The organism is Terrisphaera buseokensis (assembly GCF_047521145.2).
Lineage (GTDB): Bacteria > Verrucomicrobiota > Verrucomicrobiia > Opitutales > Opitutaceae > ER46.
This window is the reverse complement of sequence record NZ_CM134186.1, coordinates 4,969,651-4,990,683: the sequence shown is the minus strand read 5'-3', so window position 1 is coordinate 4,990,683 and position 21,033 is coordinate 4,969,651. Positions and strand designations below refer to the sequence as shown.

13 protein-coding genes are annotated in these 21,033 nt (G+C 66.7%); 2 read left to right on the top strand and 11 right to left on the bottom strand.

Annotated features, from left to right (window positions below):
* Nucleotides 1-68: 68 nt before the first annotated feature.
* Both ACLJEU_RS18715 and hflX read right to left on the bottom strand, forming a co-directional pair.
* Nucleotides 69-2,252, bottom strand: a complete 2,184-nt coding sequence (locus ACLJEU_RS18715) for a protein kinase domain-containing protein (protein WP_414659987.1) — start codon at nt 2,250-2,252, stop codon at nt 69-71.
* A gap of 116 nt (nt 2,253-2,368) precedes the next feature.
* Nucleotides 2,369-3,646 carry a GTPase HflX gene (gene hflX / locus ACLJEU_RS18710; protein ID WP_414659988.1) on the bottom strand — a complete coding sequence of 426 codons (1,278 nt, stop codon included), beginning with the start codon at nt 3,644-3,646 and terminating at the stop codon, nt 2,369-2,371.
* A 258-nt stretch (nt 3,647-3,904) separates the two neighbouring features.
* On the opposite strand from hflX, the gene ACLJEU_RS18705 reads away from it, so the two are divergent.
* Nucleotides 3,905-5,125, top strand: a complete 1,221-nt coding sequence (locus tag ACLJEU_RS18705; protein ID WP_414659989.1) for a sulfatase-like hydrolase/transferase — start codon at nt 3,905-3,907, stop codon at nt 5,123-5,125.
* A gap of 19 nt (nt 5,126-5,144) precedes the next feature.
* Here ACLJEU_RS18705 and ACLJEU_RS18700 read toward each other — a convergent pair whose 3' ends face one another.
* The 8 genes from ACLJEU_RS18700 to ACLJEU_RS18665 form a co-directional block, all read right to left on the bottom strand.
* Nucleotides 5,145-5,780, bottom strand: a complete 636-nt coding sequence (locus ACLJEU_RS18700) for a hypothetical protein (protein WP_414659990.1) — start codon at nt 5,778-5,780, stop codon at nt 5,145-5,147.
* Between the two features lie 149 nt (nt 5,781-5,929).
* Nucleotides 5,930-9,913, bottom strand: a complete 3,984-nt coding sequence (locus ACLJEU_RS18695; RefSeq protein ID WP_414659991.1) for a response regulator — start codon at nt 9,911-9,913, stop codon at nt 5,930-5,932.
* A gap of 94 nt (nt 9,914-10,007) precedes the next feature.
* Entirely contained in the window at nt 10,008-12,821 is a 2,814-nt protein-coding gene (locus ACLJEU_RS18690; protein ID WP_414659992.1) for an AsmA-like C-terminal region-containing protein, read from the bottom strand.
* A gap of 70 nt (nt 12,822-12,891) precedes the next feature.
* A complete protein-coding gene (locus ACLJEU_RS18685; protein WP_414659993.1) occupies nt 12,892-14,892 on the bottom strand; it encodes a DUF4340 domain-containing protein in 2,001 nt (666 codons plus the stop codon).
* A 113-nt stretch (nt 14,893-15,005) separates the two neighbouring features.
* Nucleotides 15,006-16,493, bottom strand: coding sequence for a GldG family protein (locus ACLJEU_RS18680; RefSeq protein ID WP_414659994.1), 1,488 nt, complete (start codon nt 16,491-16,493; stop codon nt 15,006-15,008).
* Nucleotides 16,494-16,604: 111 nt separating this feature from the next.
* On the bottom strand, nt 16,605-17,366 hold the full coding sequence (locus ACLJEU_RS18675; RefSeq protein ID WP_414659995.1) for an ABC transporter permease: 762 nt from the start codon (nt 17,364-17,366) through the stop codon (nt 16,605-16,607).
* A 60-nt stretch (nt 17,367-17,426) separates the two neighbouring features.
* Nucleotides 17,427-18,449, bottom strand: coding sequence for an ABC transporter ATP-binding protein (locus tag ACLJEU_RS18670; protein ID WP_414659996.1), 1,023 nt, complete (start codon nt 18,447-18,449; stop codon nt 17,427-17,429).
* A 130-nt stretch (nt 18,450-18,579) separates the two neighbouring features.
* The gene (locus ACLJEU_RS18665) at nt 18,580-19,569 is read right to left on the bottom strand and encodes a biotin--[acetyl-CoA-carboxylase] ligase (RefSeq protein ID WP_414659997.1); all 990 of its coding nucleotides are present in this window, start codon (nt 19,567-19,569) and stop codon (nt 18,580-18,582) included.
* Between the two features lie 86 nt (nt 19,570-19,655).
* Here ACLJEU_RS18665 and ACLJEU_RS18660 point away from each other — a divergent pair, with 86 nt between their 5' ends.
* The gene (locus ACLJEU_RS18660) at nt 19,656-19,949 is read left to right on the top strand and encodes a hypothetical protein (protein ID WP_414659998.1); all 294 of its coding nucleotides are present in this window, start codon (nt 19,656-19,658) and stop codon (nt 19,947-19,949) included.
* A gap of 163 nt (nt 19,950-20,112) precedes the next feature.
* Here ACLJEU_RS18660 and ACLJEU_RS18655 read toward each other — a convergent pair whose 3' ends face one another.
* A complete protein-coding gene (locus ACLJEU_RS18655; RefSeq protein ID WP_414659999.1) occupies nt 20,113-20,661 on the bottom strand; it encodes a hypothetical protein in 549 nt (182 codons plus the stop codon).
* Between the last annotated feature and the right edge of the window lie 372 nt (nt 20,662-21,033).

Sequence of the window (21,033 nt, the reverse complement as noted above, 5' to 3'; positions counted from 1 at the left end):
GACGACTACGGGTCGGTCGCGGCCCGCCGGAAACCGCGGCGCGAGTGTCGCACGGTTTCGCCTTTGCCCTATCTCAGGTTGGCATAGTCCTCGGGCAGATCCGTCTGGGTGGACGGGGGTGAATCCGGAGACGCGGGCGGAACCGTTGGTGACGTTTGGTTCTGCCGCAGGTTCGCGTAAACGCTCGGAATGTCCGAGTGGGTGGTCGGCGCCGAGGGAGTGGTCTGCCGCGGGTTCGCGTAAACACTGGGGATGTCCGCGGTGGTCGGAGCGGTCACAGCCGGCGACACGGGCAGGCTGCCCGACGGCAGTGGGGTCGGGGTCGAACCGGTCTTGGGCTTGGCTTCACTCAGCACCGTCGCGAGTTTTTCGTGCGCCCCCGGCGTGCCGACGTGGGGAAAGTCCCGCTTGAAGACCTTGATCACGTCGTCCATCGGCGGTCGCTTGTCGGGGTCGACTTGAAGCAGCGAGGCCATGAACGCGTGGAGTTTCTCCGCCATGCCGTTGGGCCATTTGGTGGCATCGAGTGGGGGCAGATGTTCCGGATTGGAGGGATCGAAGTGGAGGATTCGATCGGTCGCTGCCGCATTGTAGAGCTGCGGGAACGGCAGGCCGCCATACACGACCTCCATGAGCATGATCCCGAGGCTCCACACGTCCGCCTTCGGACCCGTGGTTTCGCCCTTGTGGGCTTCGGGCGCGGTCCAACGGATCGGGAGCGGGTTGGACGTGTCGGGAATACTTCCGGACTCCTTCGGACCATCGGTCACTTTCTGCACCTGCCGGGTCAGGCCGAAGTCCGCCAGCTTCGCCACGCCCCGCGCGTCGATGATGAGGTTCCGCGCGGCGAGGTCGCTGTGGACCTGCCCCGTCGCATAGAACATGCGCTGAAGCGCCGTGAGAATATCAGCGACGGGCGTGAGCTTGAGGGTGGCGCGATCGTCAGCGGACATCGCCACGTTATCGAGCGTCTTGAGCGCATGGTCGAACGAGCCATTGCCCATGTAACGCATGATCAGCAGGAGCGAGTCGTCGGTGCGTGCGCCGTCGATCAATTCAGTGAGGTTCGTCTCCATCGCGGTGCCGTTGCCCCGGGCCGTGATCAGTGCACGACCCTCGTTGGACGGGCCCTCGATCTTGTCGCCCTTCGGGTGCTTGACGGCGATCCAGTCCTCGTCGGTGCCTTGGTATTCCGGACGGTAGACGACCACCGAGCCGGAGTTTCCCTGGCCGATTTCCTGGACCGGTAAGAAATTCTTCCCGCCGAGGACGAGCACGCCGTCGCCTCTCATGTAGTTGCCCAAGCCCTTGACCGCCTCATGGTGAAAGTTGCTGACGGCCCCGGAATTTTTTAGCGCGGCCTTGGTGCTTTCCACTTTGGCCTTGTCGTGGTCATTGAGCGTGCCGGACACCTCGTCGATGAGCGAAAAGAGAAAGTTCTGGCCGTGGGCCAGCGTCAGGGCGAAGCGTGCGCTCGGACTGAGGATGTAGTCTGTCCCGTCCTTGGTCTCGTGCGTGGTTTTGAGCACGGCGTTCAACATCCGGTCGAGGTTCCTGACCGCCGCGGCCCCCTCGTCGCCTCCCTTCAGCAGCGCCTCCTTGAATCGACCCATGAACGTTTGAAAACGCTGATTCCCGCGCAACTCCAGCGGGAGATTGGCGGCGGAGAAGTCGTTGGGGTCGACCCGGCCGTAGTTCGGCATCTGCTTTAGCCGTGACGCGAGGTCGCCCTGCGCGACGGTGAGGCCATCCTTCAGGGCCTGCCGGATCTCCGGATTCTTCAACTGCGCTTCCACCATCTTTCGATCCCCCTTGGGCGCGTCCGCCACGGCCTTCGCGATCAGGTGGTCCACCAGGGCTTCGCGGTTGTTGATCGGAACCCCTTCGTTGGAAAGGGCACCGGGCTGGCTCAACACGGCCTTCATCAGGCCGACCAGTTTCACCTGCCAGACATGGTCGCCCACGGTGGCGCGCTGCGCGAAGCGCGACGCGATGAATTTCGCGATATCGTCGAACACCGGCGGGCCGTCGGGTTTGGCCGAGGCTTTGGCGCGGGCGGAGACGGGCGACCCGGACGTCACGTTGCGCTTGCCCAGCGGCCGATCGATGCGCGTCACGCCGGGTTGCTGCACGCGGGGAGCGGGGGCCTTGCCACTGCGCACGCGACCGCCGGACGGAACGTCGACGCCATCGGTTTTCGAGACGGCGGATGATCCCTGATTGGGGCTGCTCTGGCTGACACCGTTGTACATGGGAGGAAATCCGCGGCCGGCGGGAGCGCGGGCGGCGGTGTTTCCAGCCTTGGCGTCGCAGGGGCGGCCGCGACGACGATCCTCTTGAAACCACCCGAACGGGTGACGTCAGGAGGTCATGACTTCACCACGAAGGGCGCGAAGAACGCGGCCTGCGTCGGTGGATAACGGCCGAACAGCCGGACGCCGTCGTCGAGCTGTTCCTCGCTCTGCACGTGACCGACGGCGTGGAGGCGGGCGATCACGTCGTAGCGCTGGTGCGGCACGAGCAATTCGGTCGTGGCGTGCGCCTCGGCGATCAGCTCGAGACAGCGCGCCTCGAGGACATCGAGGCCCTCGCGCGTGAGGGCACTGACAAACAGCGCTTCCGGCACCAGCCGGCGGGCGCGGGCGATCATCTCGGGCGTGGCGGCGTCGACCTTGTTGAACACCGTCACCATCGTCTGGCTGCCGGCGCCGAGCTCGCCCAGGACGGAGATCGTGGTGGCGTGATGCTGTTCGAAATTCGGATTCGTGACGTCGATGACGTGCACGAGAAAATCGGCGACGACCACTTCCTCGAGCGTGGCCTTGAACGCCTCGACGAGCCCGTGCGGCAGGCGGCGGATGAAGCCGACGGTGTCGGTCACGAGCAGCTTCTGGTTGCCGCGCAACACGAGCTGGCGCGTGGTCGGATCGAGCGTTGCGAACAGCTTGTCGGCCGCGAGCACCTCGGCGCCGGTGAGCGTGTTGAGCAGGGTGGACTTGCCGGCGTTGGTGTATCCGACAATCGCGCACGTGGGAATCGGCACGCGCTGGCGTTTGCGGCGCTGGACGTTGCGCTGCTTCACCACGCTCGCGAGTTCGGTCTTCAGGTGCGTGATGCGATCGCGGACGATGCGGCGATCCTGCTCGAGCTGCGTTTCGCCCTCGCCGCCCATCTTGCCCTTGCCGCGCTGGCGCGAGAGATGCGCCCACGCGCGCGTGAGACGCGGCAGCGAATATTCCATGCGGGCCAGCGCGACCTGCAGCGTGGCCTCGCGGGTGTGGGCCCGGTCGGAGAAAATTTCCAGGATGACTTCCTGCCGGTCGATCACGGCGAGACCCGAGAGTTCCTCCCAATTGCGCTGCTGCGCGGGCGAGAGCGCCTCGTCGAAGACAATCACGTCGGCATCAAGCGCCTTCGCCGCGGTGATGATTTCCTCGGCCTTGCCGCTGCCGAGAAACAGCGAGGGCGTCGGCCGGCGCAGGTTCACGAGTTCGGAATGCGCCACCGTGATCCGCAGGTTCTCGACCAGCTCCTTCAACTCGGTGAGCAACTCGGCTGCTTCGCCTGCGGGCATTTCCGGGGTTTGGACGCCGACGAGAAAGGCGCGTTCGAGTTTTGCAGGTTTGTCGGTGAGGAAGTCGGCCATCGAGGGGAGGGAGGGAGCGAAGCGCGGTGCGGGGTGGAGTCAAACGGGTAGGGCGGAGCGGCGGGCGATAGTAGAGAGACGATCGAGGCCGCCAGCCTCCTGACCGCTGAAAGCGCCCTTCGGTTGCGCCCCGCTTTCAAGCCTGCGCCCGCCCGCCGCTGACCCTGTCGTTGCAGGGTGGCATACCCCATAAACGTGCGATGCCCCGGCGGATGTTTTCGGTTGTGGTGGCTCGGACCGGTGTATCAAACACAGGTCATGTCGACTGCGACACCCACGCCGCCCGGTCCCAAGCCGCCCAACGTCCTTTGGATTGTCACGACCCAGTGGCGCGCGCAGGCGTGCGGCTACGCCGGCGACGTCAACGCGCGGACGCCGGTGCTCGACGCGCTGGCGGCGGAGTCGGTGAATTACACCCAGGCCGTGACGCCGCATCCCTTCGGGCCGTTTGCGCGCGCCGCAATGCTGACCGGCGTGCCTTCACCCGAGAACGGCGTGGCGGACTATTTCGATCCGCTCCCGATCGGCGCGCGGACGATTGCGCACGCGATGAACGAGCGATCCTACGCGACGGCGTTTTTCGGCAAGTGGCATCTGTCGGAGCGTGAGCGGAACGTGCCGCTCGTCGGCGTGCAGCACGCGGTCAGCCATGTGCCGGAAGAGGCGCGCGGTGGATTCGCGCACTGGGAGGGATTCGAGGGCGGCTTTCAGCTGAACAATCCGTTTCTCCACGGCACGGAGCTGCCGGGCGCGACGCAGTTCCGGGGTTATCAAAGTGATGTGGTGTGCGAGCGCGCGCTGCGCTGGACGGATCGCTTTCAGTCGTGGTTTTGCGTGGTGAGTCTCGAGCCACCGCATCCGCCGTACGACGCCCGCACGCCCGGCGTGAAGCCGCGCAACCCGTCCCGACTGGTGCTGCCGCCCAATGTGCCGCGCGGGGGCGAATTCGAGGCGCGGGTGCGGCAGGAATTGTCCGGCTACCATGCGCACATCGAGGCGACCGATCGCGCTCTGGAGGGCCTGATCTCGGTCGTGGCCCGCGAGAACACGATCATCGTCGTGACGTCGGTCCACGGCGACATGCACGGTGCCCACGGTCTGTTGCGCAAAGGCTGGCCCTATGAGGAGTCGGTGCGCGTGCCGTTCCTGGTCCGCATGCCGGCTGGTGGTGCCCGCCGCGACGCCAGCGCGGTCTCGCTGCTCGATCTGCCGGCGATGACGCAGGCGTGGGTCGATGGGCGTGACTGGACGGCGCCAAGTCGCGCCGCAAAAATCTCGATGCCGTCCGTCGTGGCGCTGCCGCACCAGTGCGATCGCCCGTGGCGGGGTGTCCGCACGCCGGCGCGCAAACTGGTGTTGAACGCCGACGGCTCGCCCTGGCTGGCGTTCGACCTCGAACGCGATCCAGGCGAGTCCACCAATCTCGCGGCCGATCCGGCGCGCGCCGCGGAGTTCGCGGGCCTGCGCGATTTGCTGTGAGACGGACGGCGCGTGGACGTTAACGCGGATCCGGTTCGGCTGCTTCCGCGGCGGAAATCCGGCGGGTGAGATGCGAGAGTACAAGCGTGCGCGGAAACAGCAGGGTCAGAAGCCAGGGCAGCAGGGTGATGCTCGCGATCAACGCGAGCCGGATTAGCCCGGCCATCCCGGAGAGGGCGAGCCCGAGCACCATGATGGCGAACGCGCACGCGGGAAAAAAGCCGGCGGGCGTGCGCAGGCCGGCCGCGATGGCCACGGCGAGGCACAGGGCGAGGCCGGCGATGGGCAGGGGGAGAAAGCCGACGACCAGCCCGGCCACGAATGCGAATGGTGCGTGCGTCGTACCAGGCTGTTTGCTCACAAAGGTCTGCAGCCCGACGGCCGTCGCGAGCACCGCGCCTTGTACGATCAGCGCGACGTGGCGCCAGGGTCCGGTGGCGTCGGGCAGCGCCGCGACGCCGGCCGTCAGGCACCACGCCCCCAGTACCGCCCGGCCGAAATCAATCGAGTGCAGGCCCAGGCCGAATGTCCGCGTCCAATAGCCGCTCCAGTCGTGACTCAGCGCCCGGTAACGCACCCGCCGCCCGTGAAACCAGGCGATGGGCGGGAGCAGGCAGAGGAGAGCAGGCAGGAGTCGGGTCCAATCGATGAGCATGTACGGTGACGCGCCGTGCTGACGCGTCGTCGCAGGTTGGCGGAGACGCGAGCGACAAGCGAGCCCGCCGCGGGGACGGCGGTGCCGCGGCCAGGGCGGTTTCAGGTGAACAGTAGCCGCCTGCAGCAACCACCGGAGGCAGCTTTTGTTCAATTGCCCTGCCGCGACGTCGTGGGCGCCGCCGCCGGCTTGACGAACTGCCGGCGAATCGCGTCCGCGATCTCGTGAATCTTCACCGGCTTTGAAATGTAGTCGTCCATGCCGGCGGCGAAACAGAGATCGCGATCGCCCTGCATCGCGTTCGCGGTCAACGCGACGATCTTCGGCTGACGCGTCGCCGGCAGGCGTTGCCGGATCTGTCGCGTCGCCTCGAAGCCGTCCATTTCCGGCATCTGCAGATCCATCAACACAAGATCGTAGCGGCGGTTCTCGAGCGTGGTCACGGCCTCCAGGCCGTTCGCGACCGCGTCGGCGCGATAGCCGAGCCGCTCGAGCAGGCGCAACGCGACCTTCTGGTTCACCGCGTTGTCCTCCGCGATGAGGACTTCGAGTGGGATCTCGACGCCCATCGGGCGGTCGCTGGTCAGACTCGCGGCGAGACTGCCCTGCGCGGCCGATTGGAACAGGCCGGATACACTCAGGATGAACGAAATCGTCCGCAGGGGCTTCGACGTGCTCGCGAACGGCTGGCCGTCGGACGGCGGAATCGGCGCCGTGCGACCGAACGGGTAAAGAGCGAGCCGCGGGCAGCGAATCGCCGTGAGCGTGTCGAGCGGCGCCGGTTCATCGGGCGAATCGCCCGCGTCGAAGACGAGCAGCGCGGGCGCCTTCGCGCGGCCGGCGGCGAGAGCCACGGCCGCGGGCGCATCGGCCACGACCACGCATTCCACTGACCACGTCGCGAACAGCGCGCGCAGTCGCGCCTGGGTCACGGGATGATCCTCCACGCACAACACCCAGCCGCCGCGCAGGGCATCGGGCGTGGACGACAGGCCCGAGTCGCTGCGCGACGGGGCAATTTCGGTCGCGAGGGTGAAAATGATTTCAGTGCCGCGCGTCTGGTCGGACTCGACGCGAATGTCGCCGCCCATCAGCTGGCACAGGCGCTGACTGATCGCGAGTCCGAGACCGGTGCCGCCGTACTTGCGCGTGGTCGAGGAGTCGACCTGGCTGAACGCCTTGAAGAGCCGCGCCATGCGCTCGGGCGGAATGCCGATGCCGGTGTCGCGCACCCTGAACTCCAGGCGCGCGGTTTCGAAGTCGGCGTCCGCGGCGCGCGGCTGAATTTCGATGCCGGTGAGGGGCGGCTGATTGCGCACTTCGACCGAGACGCTGCCGCTCGGCGTGAACTTCACCGCGTTGTTCACCAGATTGACGATCACCTGCCGCAGGCGGGTCGCGTCGCCGATGAGCCACGTCGGCACGTCCGGCGCGATGAGGTAGCCGAGTTCGAGCCGTTTGGCGGACGCCTGCAGGGCGAAGAGATCGAGCGCCTCCTCGAGGCAGAGCGACAGTTCGAAGGGCGAGCGTTCGAGCTCCATCTTGCCCGATTCGATTTTCGAGAAATCGAGAATATCGTTGATGATCGTGAGCAGCGCCTCGCCTGACGTGCGGATCGTGTTGACGTAGTCGGTCTGCTCCGCGCTCAGCGTCGTATCCATGAGCAGACTCGTCATGCCGATCACGCCGTTCATCGGCGTGCGGATTTCGTGCGACATCGAGGCGAGGAACTCGCTCTTCGCGCGCGAGGCGTCGTCGGCCTCGGCCTTTGCGCGGCGCAGTTGATCCTCGGTTTCGACGCGGGCGGTGACGTCCGTTTCGACAGCGATGAAATGCTCCACGTCGCCGCCGCTGGTGCGCACCGGTTGAATCTCAAGGTGCAGGTGGTACTTGCGGCCCGATTTCGAGTAGTTGACGACGTCCGTGCTGATGCCGACGCCGCGTGCCATCGCGGCGCGAATTCGCGTGATCGTGCGCGGGTTGGTGTCAGGCCCGTCCATGAAATGCACCGGATGCCGGCCGACCACCTCGTCGCGGGTGAATTCCATCACGCGGCAGAACGCCTCGTTGACCCATTCGATCCGGCCGTCGGGCGAGGCGATGAGCACCGGGCTTTCGGTCTTGGCGGCGACGAGCGAGAGCTTGCGGGCCTCGGCCTGGCTGGCGCGCAACGCGATCTCGGCTTCGCGCCGGGCCGTGATGTCCTGCACCGTGCCGATGATCCGGGTCGGACGGCTGTCAGCGGTGGTGGCGACCGACTTCGACCGCGTGTAGACCCAGCGCCAGTCGCCGTTGCGCGCGCGCACGCGGTATTCGGCCTCGATGAAACTCAGGGCGCCCGTGAGCTGCGCCTCGGTGCCGCCGCGGTAGTGCGGCATGTCGTCCGGATGGATCAGGCTCTGCCAGGCGTCCACCGTGGACGGCATGTGCATCTGTTCGTAGCCGAGCATGGCCCAGAGTCCCGGACTGTAATAAACGTGGCCCGAGATGACGGCGCGCTCGAAGATGCCGATGTGGGTGGCGTCGAGGGCGAGCCGTAACCGCTCGTCGGATACCTTCAGCCGGTCCTCGATGCGCCGGCGCTCCACGTTTTCCGCGTGCAGTTTCTCGTTGGAGAGTTCCGCGGCGCGCTGGCCGGCCCGGGCGCTGCGGGCGAGTTGCACGCTCAGGCCGAGCAGCGCCGTGAGGCCGAATCCGGCGGCGAATGCGAGTTCAGGCAGGAAACGCCGGGTCTGCGCGAGCGTGGTTTCCGACGGCGTGATGCCGACCCGCAGCCGGTGGCCGGCGACGGCCTGGGTGCGTTCGGCGGCGAGGGCCGGGAGGCGCGTGGCGTCGCTGGGCGCGTTCTGGAACAATGTCACGCCGTTGGCGGCGATGGTGACGTGGTAGTGATCGTCGATCCGGGCGCGGGAGGTGGTGACGACATGGAAGAATTTCCGCGCCGAGAACTCCGCCGCGACGGCGCCGGTGGCCCGGCCGGCGCGGTAAACGGGCGCGTAGATGACGAAGCCCGCCTCGGGCCCGCTGGTGCCTGGTACCCGGGCCTCCAGCGTCACGGCCGGCTGGCCGCCGCCGGCGAGCGCGCGCTCGAGCGCGGCGCGGCGTTCCGGATCCAGCACGGACGCGGCCGGCGGCATCGCGGCGTCATCAACGACTGGATACGACCAGACGAGTTGTCCGGCGGTGTCGAGCGAAGTCACGCTCACGCAGCCGAGTTCGGCGGAACCCTGTTTCATCAGCGCCGCGGCGTCGGCGTCCCGCGAGGCCCGGCCCCCGTCCGGCGCGTCGCCCCAGAGGCGGGCCAGGCGCTCGGTTTGCGCGATCTGTTTGTCGAGATGGTCCTCGGCCTGGTGGAAAAACTTGTCGAGCTGCGACAGCGTGTGCTGCGCCATGAAGTTCTGTTCGCGACTGCGCAGGCCAAGCCAGAGAATGAGGGTCAGCGTGAGACCGATGATCACCGCAGGCAGCGCCGACCAGGACGGGGCGTCACCGTGCGTGTTCAGGTTTTCCCGCCAGGCCAGCAGCACCAAGGCAAGGCCCAGGATCATCAGGGCCACGCCGGCCACGGGTGGAACGGCGGTCGCCATCCCCCATTGATACACATGCGGCAGATCCGCGCCGTAACCCAGCAGCGTGGCCAGGCCGCCAGCCGCGAGGAGCGATCCGAGCCCCGCCTGCACCGGCAGCCGCACCGTTCGGAGCCGCCCCGAAAACCGCCACAGCAACAACAGGCCCGCGATGACGAGGCAGGTCGCCACGGTCGCTGCCATCCGGCCCGGATGCGCTTCCACCACGAGGGAGCGTCCGGCCGCCAGCAGCCGATCGACCCCGAGATTACGTTGCAGGAGATATTCGAGCAGCGTGACCGCACCGAGGAGCGGCCCGACGGTGGCGAGGGCCGAGGCGAGCCGGAGACGCGACTCGGCGGCCCACAGCGCGGCACCGAGTGAGGCGAAGCCCAGCGCGGCGCTGACTTCGAGCGGCGAAAACGCCCCGAAGGGCTGCAACAACTCGTCCACCCAGAGCCACCAGCCGGCGAGCGTGGCCGCACTCACCAGCATCAACGCCCCCGCGAAACCCAGGGAGGCGCGCTCCAAACGGGAGAGCTGACGAGGGTGCAGGGCGGTAGTCATTGAGGGTTTCACCCTAGGTTATTCGTGGCTTGGTCGCGAGTGCAATGGGAAAGTCTGAGGGCTCAAGCCGACGTAACTCGCGGGGATTGGTGCGTTAAGGTGGCGGCGGGGCGGCGGGCGGGGGCGTTGCGCCGGGGTTCGGGGGCGGGGCGGGGGCATCCGCTTCGCCGGGCGTCGCCTCGGGTTTGGGGGCGTCAGGATCACCGGGCGCGAGGGCGCGCAGGAAATTCGTCGGACCGCGCACGAACGTCCAGTCGGGTTTCTCGAGCGAACCCTTGAGTTTCACCTCGAAGGCGTTGGAGAGCGGTGAGAGCACGGCGCCGACCACGGTTTTCAGGAGGCTCTCGCTTTCCTGGAAGGGAAAGATCTTCGCGTTGAAATCCAGGCCCTGGCGCTCGAAGTCGTAGGTACCGTGGGCGTCGATTTTGGAGTTCGAACCGCGCACGATGAATTGGGGAAACACCAGCTTGCCGCCGTCGATTTTGAAGTTCGCGCGGGCTTCGGTGAAACGCAGGGCGGTGAACTTGAAGAGTTCCGAGAGCGTGCCGAGCAGCGGCACCTCGCCGATCTCCGCGCCGTTGAGGACGGCGTTGCCGTCACCGTGATAACTGGTGGTGCTGTCGTAGCGTCCCTCGGCGGACGCGGCCAGATCGAGCCGGACGTTGGCCTTTTCCTGCACGAATTTTCCGGGCGGCGCCGGTGGCTGGCCGCGCAGGCCCGCGAAAAACTCCTCCAGGCTCGCGGCGACCAACCCGAGACTGGAATCCACGAGGGCGACGTCGAAGCCAACGCGCCGCGCGGCACCTTCGCCCCAGACGCGCGCGTGGCCGCTGACGTTGCCTCCGGCGAAGCGTGCGGCGATGTCGTCGAGGGTGATTTCGTCGCGGTCGACCGACGCAATGAACGACACGTCCTGCAGGGGAAAGCCGTGGAAGCGAAAATTGCCGGTGGTGCGGGCGTCGATCCGGAGTTTTTCCACGCGGCCGCCCGGCGCGTCCGCGGGCGCAAACCGACCCTCAAGCTTGAGGGTCGGCGGCCTCGCGAGCTGGAACGGCACGAGGATTTTTTCGCCGGTCGCACCCAGCAGCCGGGTGATCAGCGGCAGATCAAACGTCGAGTCGAGCCGCAGATCCAGCGACTGCCACGCCTGGGTTTCAGGGTTGCCGACGTAGGTGAACCGCCCGCTGGTTTCGCCGGTCCCGGCGGTTGCCAGCAGTTCGAGGCTGTCGAAGTAGGCCGGACGGATGAACAGCCGCGTGCGCACGCGATCGAACGGCGTGCCGCGGATGACGGGCCGGGTGGTGTCGGCGAAAACGAACACGTTCGACTCCCCGCTGTCGCGCCACGTGCCGCGCACGTCCACGCTGGCGTCGGGCGGGCCCGCGGTGAAATCAAGCTGGCGGAAAAAATCCGGCCACCACTCGCGAAACCAGCGCGAGATCGCCAGCGGGCGCAGCCGGCCGTCGAGCAGGAATCGGTAGCGATGGGTGGTGAGATCGTGCTCGTAGGTGCCCGACGCAAAATTCTCCCCGACCCGCGCGAAGGCTTCCGGCGATCCGAACCGGCCCGGCTCGAGTTCAACGACCGCCCGGCCCTCCTCCATGATCACGCCGTAGGAATTCATCCGCGGTATCGCGACCCGTGCGCGCAGGCGCTCGAATTTCCAGCCCGGCCCGAGACGAACCTCGCCCTGCTGCGCCTGCAGCGACTCGAATTCGTAGAACCGGCGCACGTCGGTGCCCACGCGTTTGCTCACGACCTCGAGCACCGCGGGCGAGACTGCGCCCTCAAAGCGGACCGCCGCCTGGCGCGTGCCCAGATCCACGTCGGCGCGTACGAACAGCGGCGCGCCGAACAGGGCGAACACGGCGCTCGTCTCGAAGCGTGGCAGCCCGCGCGGAAACATCCGGGCCGACACCGCCGTGGCGTTCACGTCCGCGACGCTCACGGCGTCCGTCGTCAGCGCGACTTCGCGCAGATCAAACTGGCCGTCGTCAAGCCGGTAGCGGCCGATGATGCGGGCGTTGACGCCGCGGGCCGACGCGCCGTCCGGCAATTGCAGGTCGCTCACGGACACCGCGACGTCCGAGGGCGGAGCGTCACCGAAAAGCAGCAGCGTCGTGCTCGCGCGAAGGTTGCGCGCCTCGACTGCCACCGGTGCCTTCAGCCGCAGCGTGCGCGCGAGCGCGAGCAGTCGCAACGTCGGTGCGCCGGACTCCGAGGGGAACACCTCGATGTTCACCATCGGTTCGTCGAACTGGGTGACGAAGTCCGCGACGGCGAGCGCCTGCCGGCAGAAGCGCGAGAACCGCTGCGTCACGATCTCAGTCAGGCTCTCGCCGGGCGGAGCGCTCCGATCCTTGCGCAGCAGCACGCTGCCGCGGACCGACGTCACCACGCCGGCGATACGGCCGTTCAGCTGGTGGATCGCCACGGCGTGGTCTGACGGCTCGAGCGTGACATCGAGGTCGCGCACGAGCGTGGCCGACGCGCCGGTGGGTGAAAGCATCGCGGGCACGGAGGCGGTGACGCCCATGAGGCGGATTTCGCGCGGCTCGACCCGGCCAACGACGAGGAACCACGGGCTCAGGCGGACGTAGGCGGCGCGCGCGGTGACCACCGGCTCGTTGAACGCGGGCAGCGACAGCTTGATGTCTTCGATCAGGACGCGGCCCGACGGATCGAAGGTGGTGCGCGAGAATGTCGCCCGCAGACCGGACTCCGCCAGCTGGGTTTCCAGGCGACGCAGAATGAAATCGGGCAGCGTCAGCTCGTTCGCCGCGAGAATGTACAACTGGAACACGAGCACCAGCACGAGGCCCAGCCAGAGTGTCCAGAGCACGAGCGAGCCAACCCAACCCAGGCAGGTCAGGACTGCGCGCGCGCCCAGGTCTTTCCAGGATTTCATGCGTTGCTCGTCGTCACATCAGTGTGTGTGTCACGGGTCCAGCGCGTCCCGTTCCATCGCTGCTGACCGCTTACTTCTTCGGCGCCGTGCGGGCACCGGGATCCCGGTCGCCGTACGTGAGCGACCACAGCGCGTCGATCAGCGGCTGCTCGAGGGAGAAGGCGGTGTCGAGTTCCTTGGAGCCGGCGAACTGCAGGTTGCCGCCGACGCGTTCGGAGAGCAGCAGGGTGAACGGAGTGGTTTGCTCGAGGCCGCCCGGTCCCGGCAGCGTGATGCTGGCCTCGAGCTGGAGGCGCCACGGCCGATCGTCGCCGGCCGCCGTGATCCGTTCCGAGAAACCGCCGGGGACGAATTCCTTCGCCCGCAGATTGCGCAGGGCACCGATCACATCCGCGAGCGCTTTCGGATCGCGCGGCGGCGTGGCGGGCGCGCCGTCGGCCGCGAACGTGGTTTCAAAGAGCACGATCTTCGAGTCGACATACGACACCTTGAGCGCGCTGATCCGCGCCGTGGCGGGCAACGGCTCGGTCACCGCCCGATCGCGCCACGCGAGCGGGCTGAGCGGAAGCTCCGGCTCGATCTCGGATCCGATCTGATAAATCGACGTGCCGGCGTCGGCTGCCGTGCCCGGTCGCGCGTAGTACGCGGTGCGATTGGCGTCAGTGCCGATCCGCAACACCAGCGGCGCGGCGTTGCCGGCGAGCGTGAGCGTGATCTCGCGCAGCGGGCGGTTGAAGCCCCATTCCTCGAGATCGGCGCTGGTCGGGGCGTCGCTCTTGAACGCCTTCGCCGTCAGCAACGAAAGCTGCTCGATCAGCCGTTGCACGGACGCGCGGTTGGCGGGGAGTGTTTGCGGGCCCTGGGCGCCTTCGCCGCGGCGGACGACCTGCCAGGGCAGCGCGGCGTTCGGGGCCTGGCCGGGCGGCGGTTCGAGGCGTTGCAGCGTGACGGGCGGCTGGTTCGGCTGCGTCGGCGAGGAGAGTTCGATCTTCGTCACCGCACCGGAGTCGAATTCCAGGAAACGCGTTTCGCGCAGGCTCGTCTGCGCGCTCCGCAGGGCCTCGAGCAGGACCTGGGGAATTGCGACGGTGAAGATCGCGTTGCGACCTTCCAGCTGGGCGAAGTACTCGGTGGCCGGCGGGGTCGGGACGGCGGCTTCGCCCGGGCGCGGTGCAACGGGAGTCGTATCGGCGACGGGCTCGCCGATGAAGAGCGTTTCGATCCGGTTGTTGCCCTCGATCGTGATGCGCAGCGTGGGCGCGGCGGCAGGCGACGGGGCCGTGGCGGGAAACGACTTCGCGTGGAGCGCGTTGAGTTCGCTGATGCGCAGTTCAACCGCGGTCTTGCTGGCGCGGGCGTTGTGCGGCGACTCGAAGGTCCAGCGCGTGCCATCATTCCGGATACGCACGCGGACGCCCGGGGCGGATGAGCGCGTCGACTCCGCGGCGGCGGTCTGTACCACGCTGACCGACTTGGCTTCGAACACGCGGACCGAGAGCAGCGTGTCGGCGCGCAGCTTGTCGAGCGGGACGGACAGGCTGTCCACCAGGCTGCGCGTCACGATGTGCACCCGTTCGCGATCGGGCGAGAGCACGTAGAGCCGCTTGCCGTCCTTCGTCGTGTCGCCGATGCGCAGCTCGGTGAGTGGACGGGATGAGCCGCCGGTGAGCGTCGGATCGCTCGACGAGAACGCGACGACGATCTTCGGCTTGTCGAGGCCGTAGTCCGCGAGGGACAGATTGTTCTTGGCGAGATCGCTGACGGCGAAGGCGGTCTCGTGTTCGAGGAGCTGGAGTTCGTTGACGATGGCGCCGACGGCGTGGGCGTTGGCCGGCCAGTCGAGCGGTTTGGTCAGCGACCAGGCGTCGCGCTTGCGTTCCAGGCTGTAGGAGGCGCCCGGCGCGGAGCTCGTCACCACCAGCGAGCGAATATCCGCGGCCTCGGCGCCCAGCACGCGGCGCCGCGTCTCCAATCCCCGCGATTCCGTGCGCCAGTTGCGCTCGAACTTGAAGATGAAGAAGAACAGCGCGACATTCAGGAAAATCAGGACGAGCGTGACTTTGGTGCGCACCGGTGAAGTTGAGAGTTGAGGGTTTAGAGTTGAGGGACGGCGGGCGCGGCGGAAAGTCGGGCGATGGTTGGGATTTCACTCTCAACTCTCATCACTCAACTATCAACTTCAGCCTACGCCCGCCGGGTCCAGTACACCAGCAGGCCGAGGAGCATGGCGGCACCGGGGAGGCCGAGGAGGACGGCGTAACGGAGGCGGGTGAAGTCGGCGGCGCTGAGGGAGAGTTGGAAACGTTCGATGGGGCGGGGCGGAATCGAGAGCTGGTTGTCGCGATCGACGGTCCAGTTCACGGCGTTGAGCGCGAGTAGCAGGCTGGCATTGTCGAGCCGGCCGTTGGTCAGGAGATCGCCGCTGCCGATGACGACGAGTTTGCCGCCGCGCACGCTGAACGGGAGATTGTCGCGCACGGCCAGCCGTTCCGAGGCGACCATCACGCCGAGGCGATCCGGCGGTTCCATGCCGCCGATGGGCCGGGTGTCGATGCCGGGATTGTAGCGCGGCACTTCCCCGGGACGAAATCCGCCGCGTTCGCCCCACGCGGTCGGCGAGGTGGCCGCGAGCGTGATCGTGTTGAGCCCGCCGCTGAGGCTCCGGCCCGGATCGGGCATGACCGTGCGCGCCATGCCGAGTCGCAGGGGCTGGCTGCCGCTGTCGACGAGGGCCTTGGTGATCGGATGCGTCGGGGCGAGCGCGCGAATCAGCAGCTCGAGGTTCTCCGTGATGTTCTCGGGCCCGCTGTCCAGGATGACGTCGTTGTGCACGAGCACACCCCAGTCGAGCAGCAGATCGTCGAGGCCCAGCGCCGACGTCGTCTTGCCGGGCGTGAGCAGCATGATCAGGCGACCGGCGTTCGTGCTGAGATACTGGCGCAGGTTTTCCTGCTCGAGGCGGGAGAAGGCGCTCTGCGGCGCGACGATCACCAGCAGCGAGGCGTCGGAGGGGATCTTGCGGTTCGACGTGAAGTCGAGGCCCTCGACTTCGAAGTTTCTCAGTCGAAGTTGATCACGCAATGTGGACAGGCCGATCTGCGGATCGGCGTTGTCGATGCGCAGCTCGCCGTGGCCGGTCACGAAATAGATTCGTTCGCGCTTCAGCATCGAGACGTCGAGGATCGCCGCGGTCAGGACCTGTTCGCCTTTGAACGTGTCCCGTTTCTTGTCCTTCATCGTGTAGAGATCGTCGATCGTGACGATCCGGCGCTTGTCGCCCGAAATCAGCATGATGATCCCGGCTTGGTCGACGCCCAGCTCCTCGGCGCGCCGGCGGTTCTGATAAACGTCGAGCGTCTCGCGCGTCACGCGGCCTGAGGTCCGCTCCTCGGTGGCGTAAACGTATTCGTCGATCAGGCCCTTGACCTCCGGGTTGTCGTTGTCGGGTGACAGCGTGACGATCACGTGCACCGGCCGCTGGAGATTACGCACGTACGAGAGCGATTCCGGCGAGAGGGAGAATTTGCGGTGCTTGGTAAGATCGAAGCGCCAGGCGTGATTCTTCGCGACGTAGTTGAGTCCGCCGAAAAACGACAGCACGAGCACCGCCTGCAGCACGAGATTCAGCGTGCGAAGCCAGCGAACGGCGCGGAAGCTTTCGAGGAAGGACATGCGGCTGAGTTGAGAGTTGAGGGATGAGAGTTGAGAGCAGGTGGTGGAGCGGAGGGTGATTCGGTTGGGCAGTCCAATCGCTCAACGCTCAACTCTCAGCTCTCAACTATTCTAGGAGTGCAGCAGCTTCGCCTCCACGCTCAGGATGCTGAAGATCAGCGCGAGCACCGTGCCACTGGCGTAAAAAAGCAGGTGCCGCGTATCGATGACGCCGCGGGTGAAGTCGTCGCGGTGGCCGAACACATGCGCATACTCGATCACCGATTTCGCCGGCTTCAGCATGCCTTGCTCAATCCACGGCGAATCCGAGAGGGCGTTGCCGCCGAGAATCAGCGACGCGAGCAGCACGCAGCCGAGAATGCCGGCGACGGACTGGTTGCTGGTGAGCGCGCTGGAGAAAACACCAATCGCTACGAAAAATAATCCCGAGACCGCGATGAACAGGAAGCCGCCGACGAGCGGGCCGGAATCGAGAAAACGCGCGTCGCCCGAAAACTTCGTCAGGATGTAGAAGAACCCGACGGTCGAGGCCCACAACGCACAGTACAGAAAGTAAGCCGCGCCGAACTTCGCGAGCACGACCTCGGTGGTCGTCACGGGCGTGGTGAGCAGCGTCTCCAACGTGCCCAGCCGGCGCTCCTCGGCCAGACACTTCATCGTGAGCAGCGGCACCATCACGCACGCCGGCAGCCAGAACAGTTGGAAGTAAACGCTGGCGGGCGACGCCTCCTGGGGCGTGCCGCTGTAGATCTCCAGGATCTTCGTGAAGATGAGCCCCATGAACCCGAGGAACAGCGTCGCCGCGACATACGTCGCCGGGCTGACGAGCAGCATGCGGATCTCATGGCTGAGCAGGGTCAGGAAATGTTTCATCGTCCGGAAACGGGATGGAACGGCGGGCGGGAAAAGTGAAAGCGTGGCACGGAAGTGGACTCAGCTCTGAGACTCCGGCGATCCGGGTTTGCTCCGCGTCGGCGCGATTGGCGCCGCCACCGTGTCCCAGCTGCGACGCGTGGCGGCGAGAAACACATCCTCGAGCGTCGGCTGCTTGCGGGTCAGCGCGCGCACCCGGAGTTCCTTGGCGAGCAGCGTGCGCAGCAACGGTTCGCCCAAATCGTCGGGGCGATGCGTCGTCAGCGTGATCTGGCGGAAGCCGCCGGCGTCGGGCTCGGACTGCTCGGAAATCTGCAGGCCCGCGTCGATGTCCATGACTGCGGGTAGCAGCGCCTCCACGTTGCCCGCCAGCTCGAGCTTGTAGGTCGAGAGCCCGAAGATTTCCTGCCGGAGCTCGGCCGGCGTGCCTTGGGCGACAACGCGGCCCTGATTGATGATGAGCACGCGATCGCAGGTCATCTCGATTTCGGGCAGGATGTGCGACGAGATGATCACGGTCATCCGGCCGCGGAGACTGGCGATGAGATCGCGCACGATCAGAATCTGGTGCGGATCGAGGCCGATGGTCGGCTCGTCCATGATGATCACCGGCGGCTCGGCGAGGATCGCCTCGGCGATGCCGACGCGCTGACGGTAACCTTTCGAGAGCTGCGCGATGATTTTGTGGCGAACGCGCTTCAGGTCGCACACCTCGAGGACCTCGTCGATGCGCGGTCCGAGCTTGCGACGGGGAATCTCCTTCAGCCGGCCGCGGAAATACATGTACTCCGACACGCGCATGTCGTCCGGCAGCGGATTGTTCTCCGGCATGTAGCCGATGCGGCGCTTGATTTCATCGGGCTGCGTGGCCACGGGCACCCCGCAAATGTGGACCGAGCCGGACGTCGCGGGCAGGTAGCCGGTCAGGATGCGCATCGTCGTGGACTTGCCGGCGCCGTTGGGCCCGAGGAAGCCGACGATCTCGCCTTGGGCGACGGTGAAGCTGATATCGCTGACCGCAGTCACCCCACCGTAGGTTTTGACCAGGTGGCTGACCTCAATGGCGGCAGTGGCGTCGGGCATGTCGATGGACTCGTAATGTGCGCGAATGACGGGCGATGGCTAGCCCGGATCCTGACTTCATCATCGGTTGGGTCGCAGGTGCACGTCAGGACGTTTGTCGGGAAGGGTGGCGCGCGGGACGGTTCCTGGTTCAGGACGTCTTTTCCATCGTGACTTCGCCGGCGCGAAACCGGTGCGCCTTGCCGTGTTGGTCGCGCAACAACAGTGCGCCCTCGTCGTCCAGACCGCTGACGATCCCGTGATGCCGCCGTCCGCCTTCGATCAAGGTGACGGGCCGGCCGCGCAGCAGATCGTAACGGTGCCAGAGATCGGCGAAGGTGCCGAGGTGCTCGCCGTCCACAAATTTGTCATACGCGAGCAGCACCCGGCCGATGAGCGCGGCGGCGAGCCGGTTGAGATCGAGCGGTGCGCCCGTGACCTCGGCCAGCGAGATGGCGCGGCGCGCGAGATCGGCGGGCCAGCCGCCGGACGGGCTGTTGACGTTGAGGCCGAGGCCGAAGACGAGGTCGCGGATTTGGTCGGAGTCGACGCGCGCCTCGGTCAGCATCCCGCCGGCCTTGCGCCCGTCGAACAGGATGTCATTGGGCCATTTGATGCCGGGTGCGAGTTGGGCGAAGTTCGCGAGCAGTTCGCAGATGTTGACGCCCATCCACAACGTGAACGTCTGCATCCGCTCGGGGGCGACTCTGGGCCGGAAGGCGAAGCTCGCGTAGAGATTCGTGGTCGCCTCGCTGTGCCACGCGCGTCCGAACCGGCCGCGGCCGCGACTCTGCCGGCGCGCGAGAATCGCGAACGGCGCGGGGCGTCCGCCGGCGAGCTGTCGCGCCGCCTCGTCGTTGGTGCTGTCGACGTCATCGAGCACGAGCAGCGAGAAATTCCGCGGCCGCACCTTGAGCTGCGTTTCGACCAGCGGCGCGTACAGTGTGGGCGGCCGTTCCGCGATGCGGTAGCCGCGCGACCGTTGCGCCTCGAACGCGAAGCCGGCGGCGCGGAGTTTCTCCATGTGCTGCCACACCGCGACTCGGCTCACTCCGAGGCGCTTGGCCAGCACCGAACCCGAAACCCAGCTCGGTTCGCGGGCGAGCAGTTCGCGGAGAATGACGTGTTCGGCGGTCGGCATGCAGTCGGGCGGCGGAAGGAAACGGAAGAGCGTGCGGCAGGGAGAGTTGGTTTGAAATGACAAACCCTTCGGCCAGTTTGGCGCAAATGTCATTTGCCGACCTGCAACGATCGATTGAGCGCGAAACGACGCCGCCCGCCGGCGCGAGTCTGGCGGTACATGCCTTGTGGCACGATGCGCGCGGCGACTGGGCTGCCGCCCATGGCTGCGCGCAGGACGACCACAGTCGTGACGGTTCGTGGGTACACGCGTACCTGCACCGCAAGGAAGGCGACGACGGCAATGCCGGTTATTGGTACGCCCGCGCGCGGCAACCGGTGCCGGAGACCGGAACGACGCTCGAGGCGGAATGGGCCGCGATCGCGCGGGCCCTTTGTTGAGGGAAAAGCCGGGGAGCGATGTCTTGGGGCCGATGTCTTGGGACCGATGCCCGTGGACCGCGACCGCCCCCGGTCGCTTCCGACCCATTGCGACCGGGGGCGGTCGCGGTCCAATACAAGCCAACTCAACCCCGTTCAAACCATCGCCGCTCGAACCGCGCGGTCACTTCACGCCGCCACCGTTCCAGCCAAAATCGCTCGTGCGGAGATACGTTTTCTGTGCCTCACGCCGGATATAGGTGCCGGCCGCGGCGTCGGATTTACTCGCGGCTTTGGCGTCGTCTTCGAGATCGGACATGTTCCGCAGCCGTTCGTCCTCGGCGTACATGGCGAGCGCGCGGCGTTCGGCCAGGGCGCTGAAGAATGGCAGGTTCGCGAGATTCAGGGCGCGATCGACATCGGAAATATAGCGCCGCATCGCGATGTCCTTGAGACCTTTTTCCGTGCTGATGGACCGCTCGGTGAACACCGGCGACTTGGGCTCGCGCACGATGTACTTCGGCAGGCGCACGATCGTGTTCTTGGGTTTGTCGGCCTCCCGCAAGTCGGGCAACTCGGCCTCGGGTTTCGGTTCCACCTTGGGCGCCGGCGCGGGCGCGGTGTACTTCGGTGCCGCGGCAGCCAGGGCGGCGGCCACTTCACTGGAAATCGCGCGCGTGCGTTTCGGCGCCGATGACGTCTGGGATTTTTCGGCCGGTGCCGGCGTCAGCACGGGCGAGGTGGACGCAGGCGGGGGTGTTTGCGATCGTACCGGTGTTACGCACAGCAACGCGGCAGCGGCGACAGTCAGGACTCTCAAGGGGTCGAAGCGATCCATGGCAGTATGTCTGTACGGTGGCGGCGGCGGGAGTTCCGCGCAAGACCAAGGAACATTTCGCCGGGGCTGGAGCCGGGCTGCCGCGTTTCTCCTCATCGTCAGCCAGGCGGAACCATTCAAGTGCCCGCGAATCACGCGAATGATACCAATCGCTCTTTGCCTTTGGACTTTAGCCGTGGCTACGAGCGCCAGCGAGTGGTCGTTCGGCCACTCGCTGGCGCTCGTAGCCACGATCGATCCAGAAGCCCCAAAGCAAGCAGCGATTGG

Bases quoted from the DNA above. Each gene is read 5' to 3' on its own strand.
- ACLJEU_RS18715 (WP_414659987.1), bottom strand. From the start codon at position 2,252: ATGTACAACGGTGTCAGCCAGAGCAGCCCCAATCAGGGATCATCCGCC.
- ACLJEU_RS18665 (WP_414659997.1), bottom strand. From the start codon at position 19,569: ATGCCGACCGCCGAACACGTCATTCTCCGCGAACTGCTCGCCCGCGAA.
- ACLJEU_RS18690 (WP_414659992.1), bottom strand. From the start codon at position 12,821: ATGAAATCCTGGAAAGACCTGGGCGCGCGCGCAGTCCTGACCTGCCTG.
- ACLJEU_RS18700 (WP_414659990.1), bottom strand. From the start codon at position 5,780: ATGCTCATCGATTGGACCCGACTCCTGCCTGCTCTCCTCTGCCTGCTC.
- ACLJEU_RS18705 (WP_414659989.1), top strand. From the start codon at position 3,905: ATGTCGACTGCGACACCCACGCCGCCCGGTCCCAAGCCGCCCAACGTC.
- ACLJEU_RS18680 (WP_414659994.1), bottom strand. From the start codon at position 16,493: ATGTCCTTCCTCGAAAGCTTCCGCGCCGTTCGCTGGCTTCGCACGCTG.
- ACLJEU_RS18695 (WP_414659991.1), bottom strand. From the start codon at position 9,913: ATGACTACCGCCCTGCACCCTCGTCAGCTCTCCCGTTTGGAGCGCGCC.
- hflX (WP_414659988.1), bottom strand. From the start codon at position 3,646: ATGGCCGACTTCCTCACCGACAAACCTGCAAAACTCGAACGCGCCTTT.
- ACLJEU_RS18660 (WP_414659998.1), top strand. From the start codon at position 19,656: ATGTCATTTGCCGACCTGCAACGATCGATTGAGCGCGAAACGACGCCG.
- ACLJEU_RS18670 (WP_414659996.1), bottom strand. From the start codon at position 18,449: ATGCCCGACGCCACTGCCGCCATTGAGGTCAGCCACCTGGTCAAAACC.
- ACLJEU_RS18675 (WP_414659995.1), bottom strand. From the start codon at position 17,366: ATGAAACATTTCCTGACCCTGCTCAGCCATGAGATCCGCATGCTGCTC.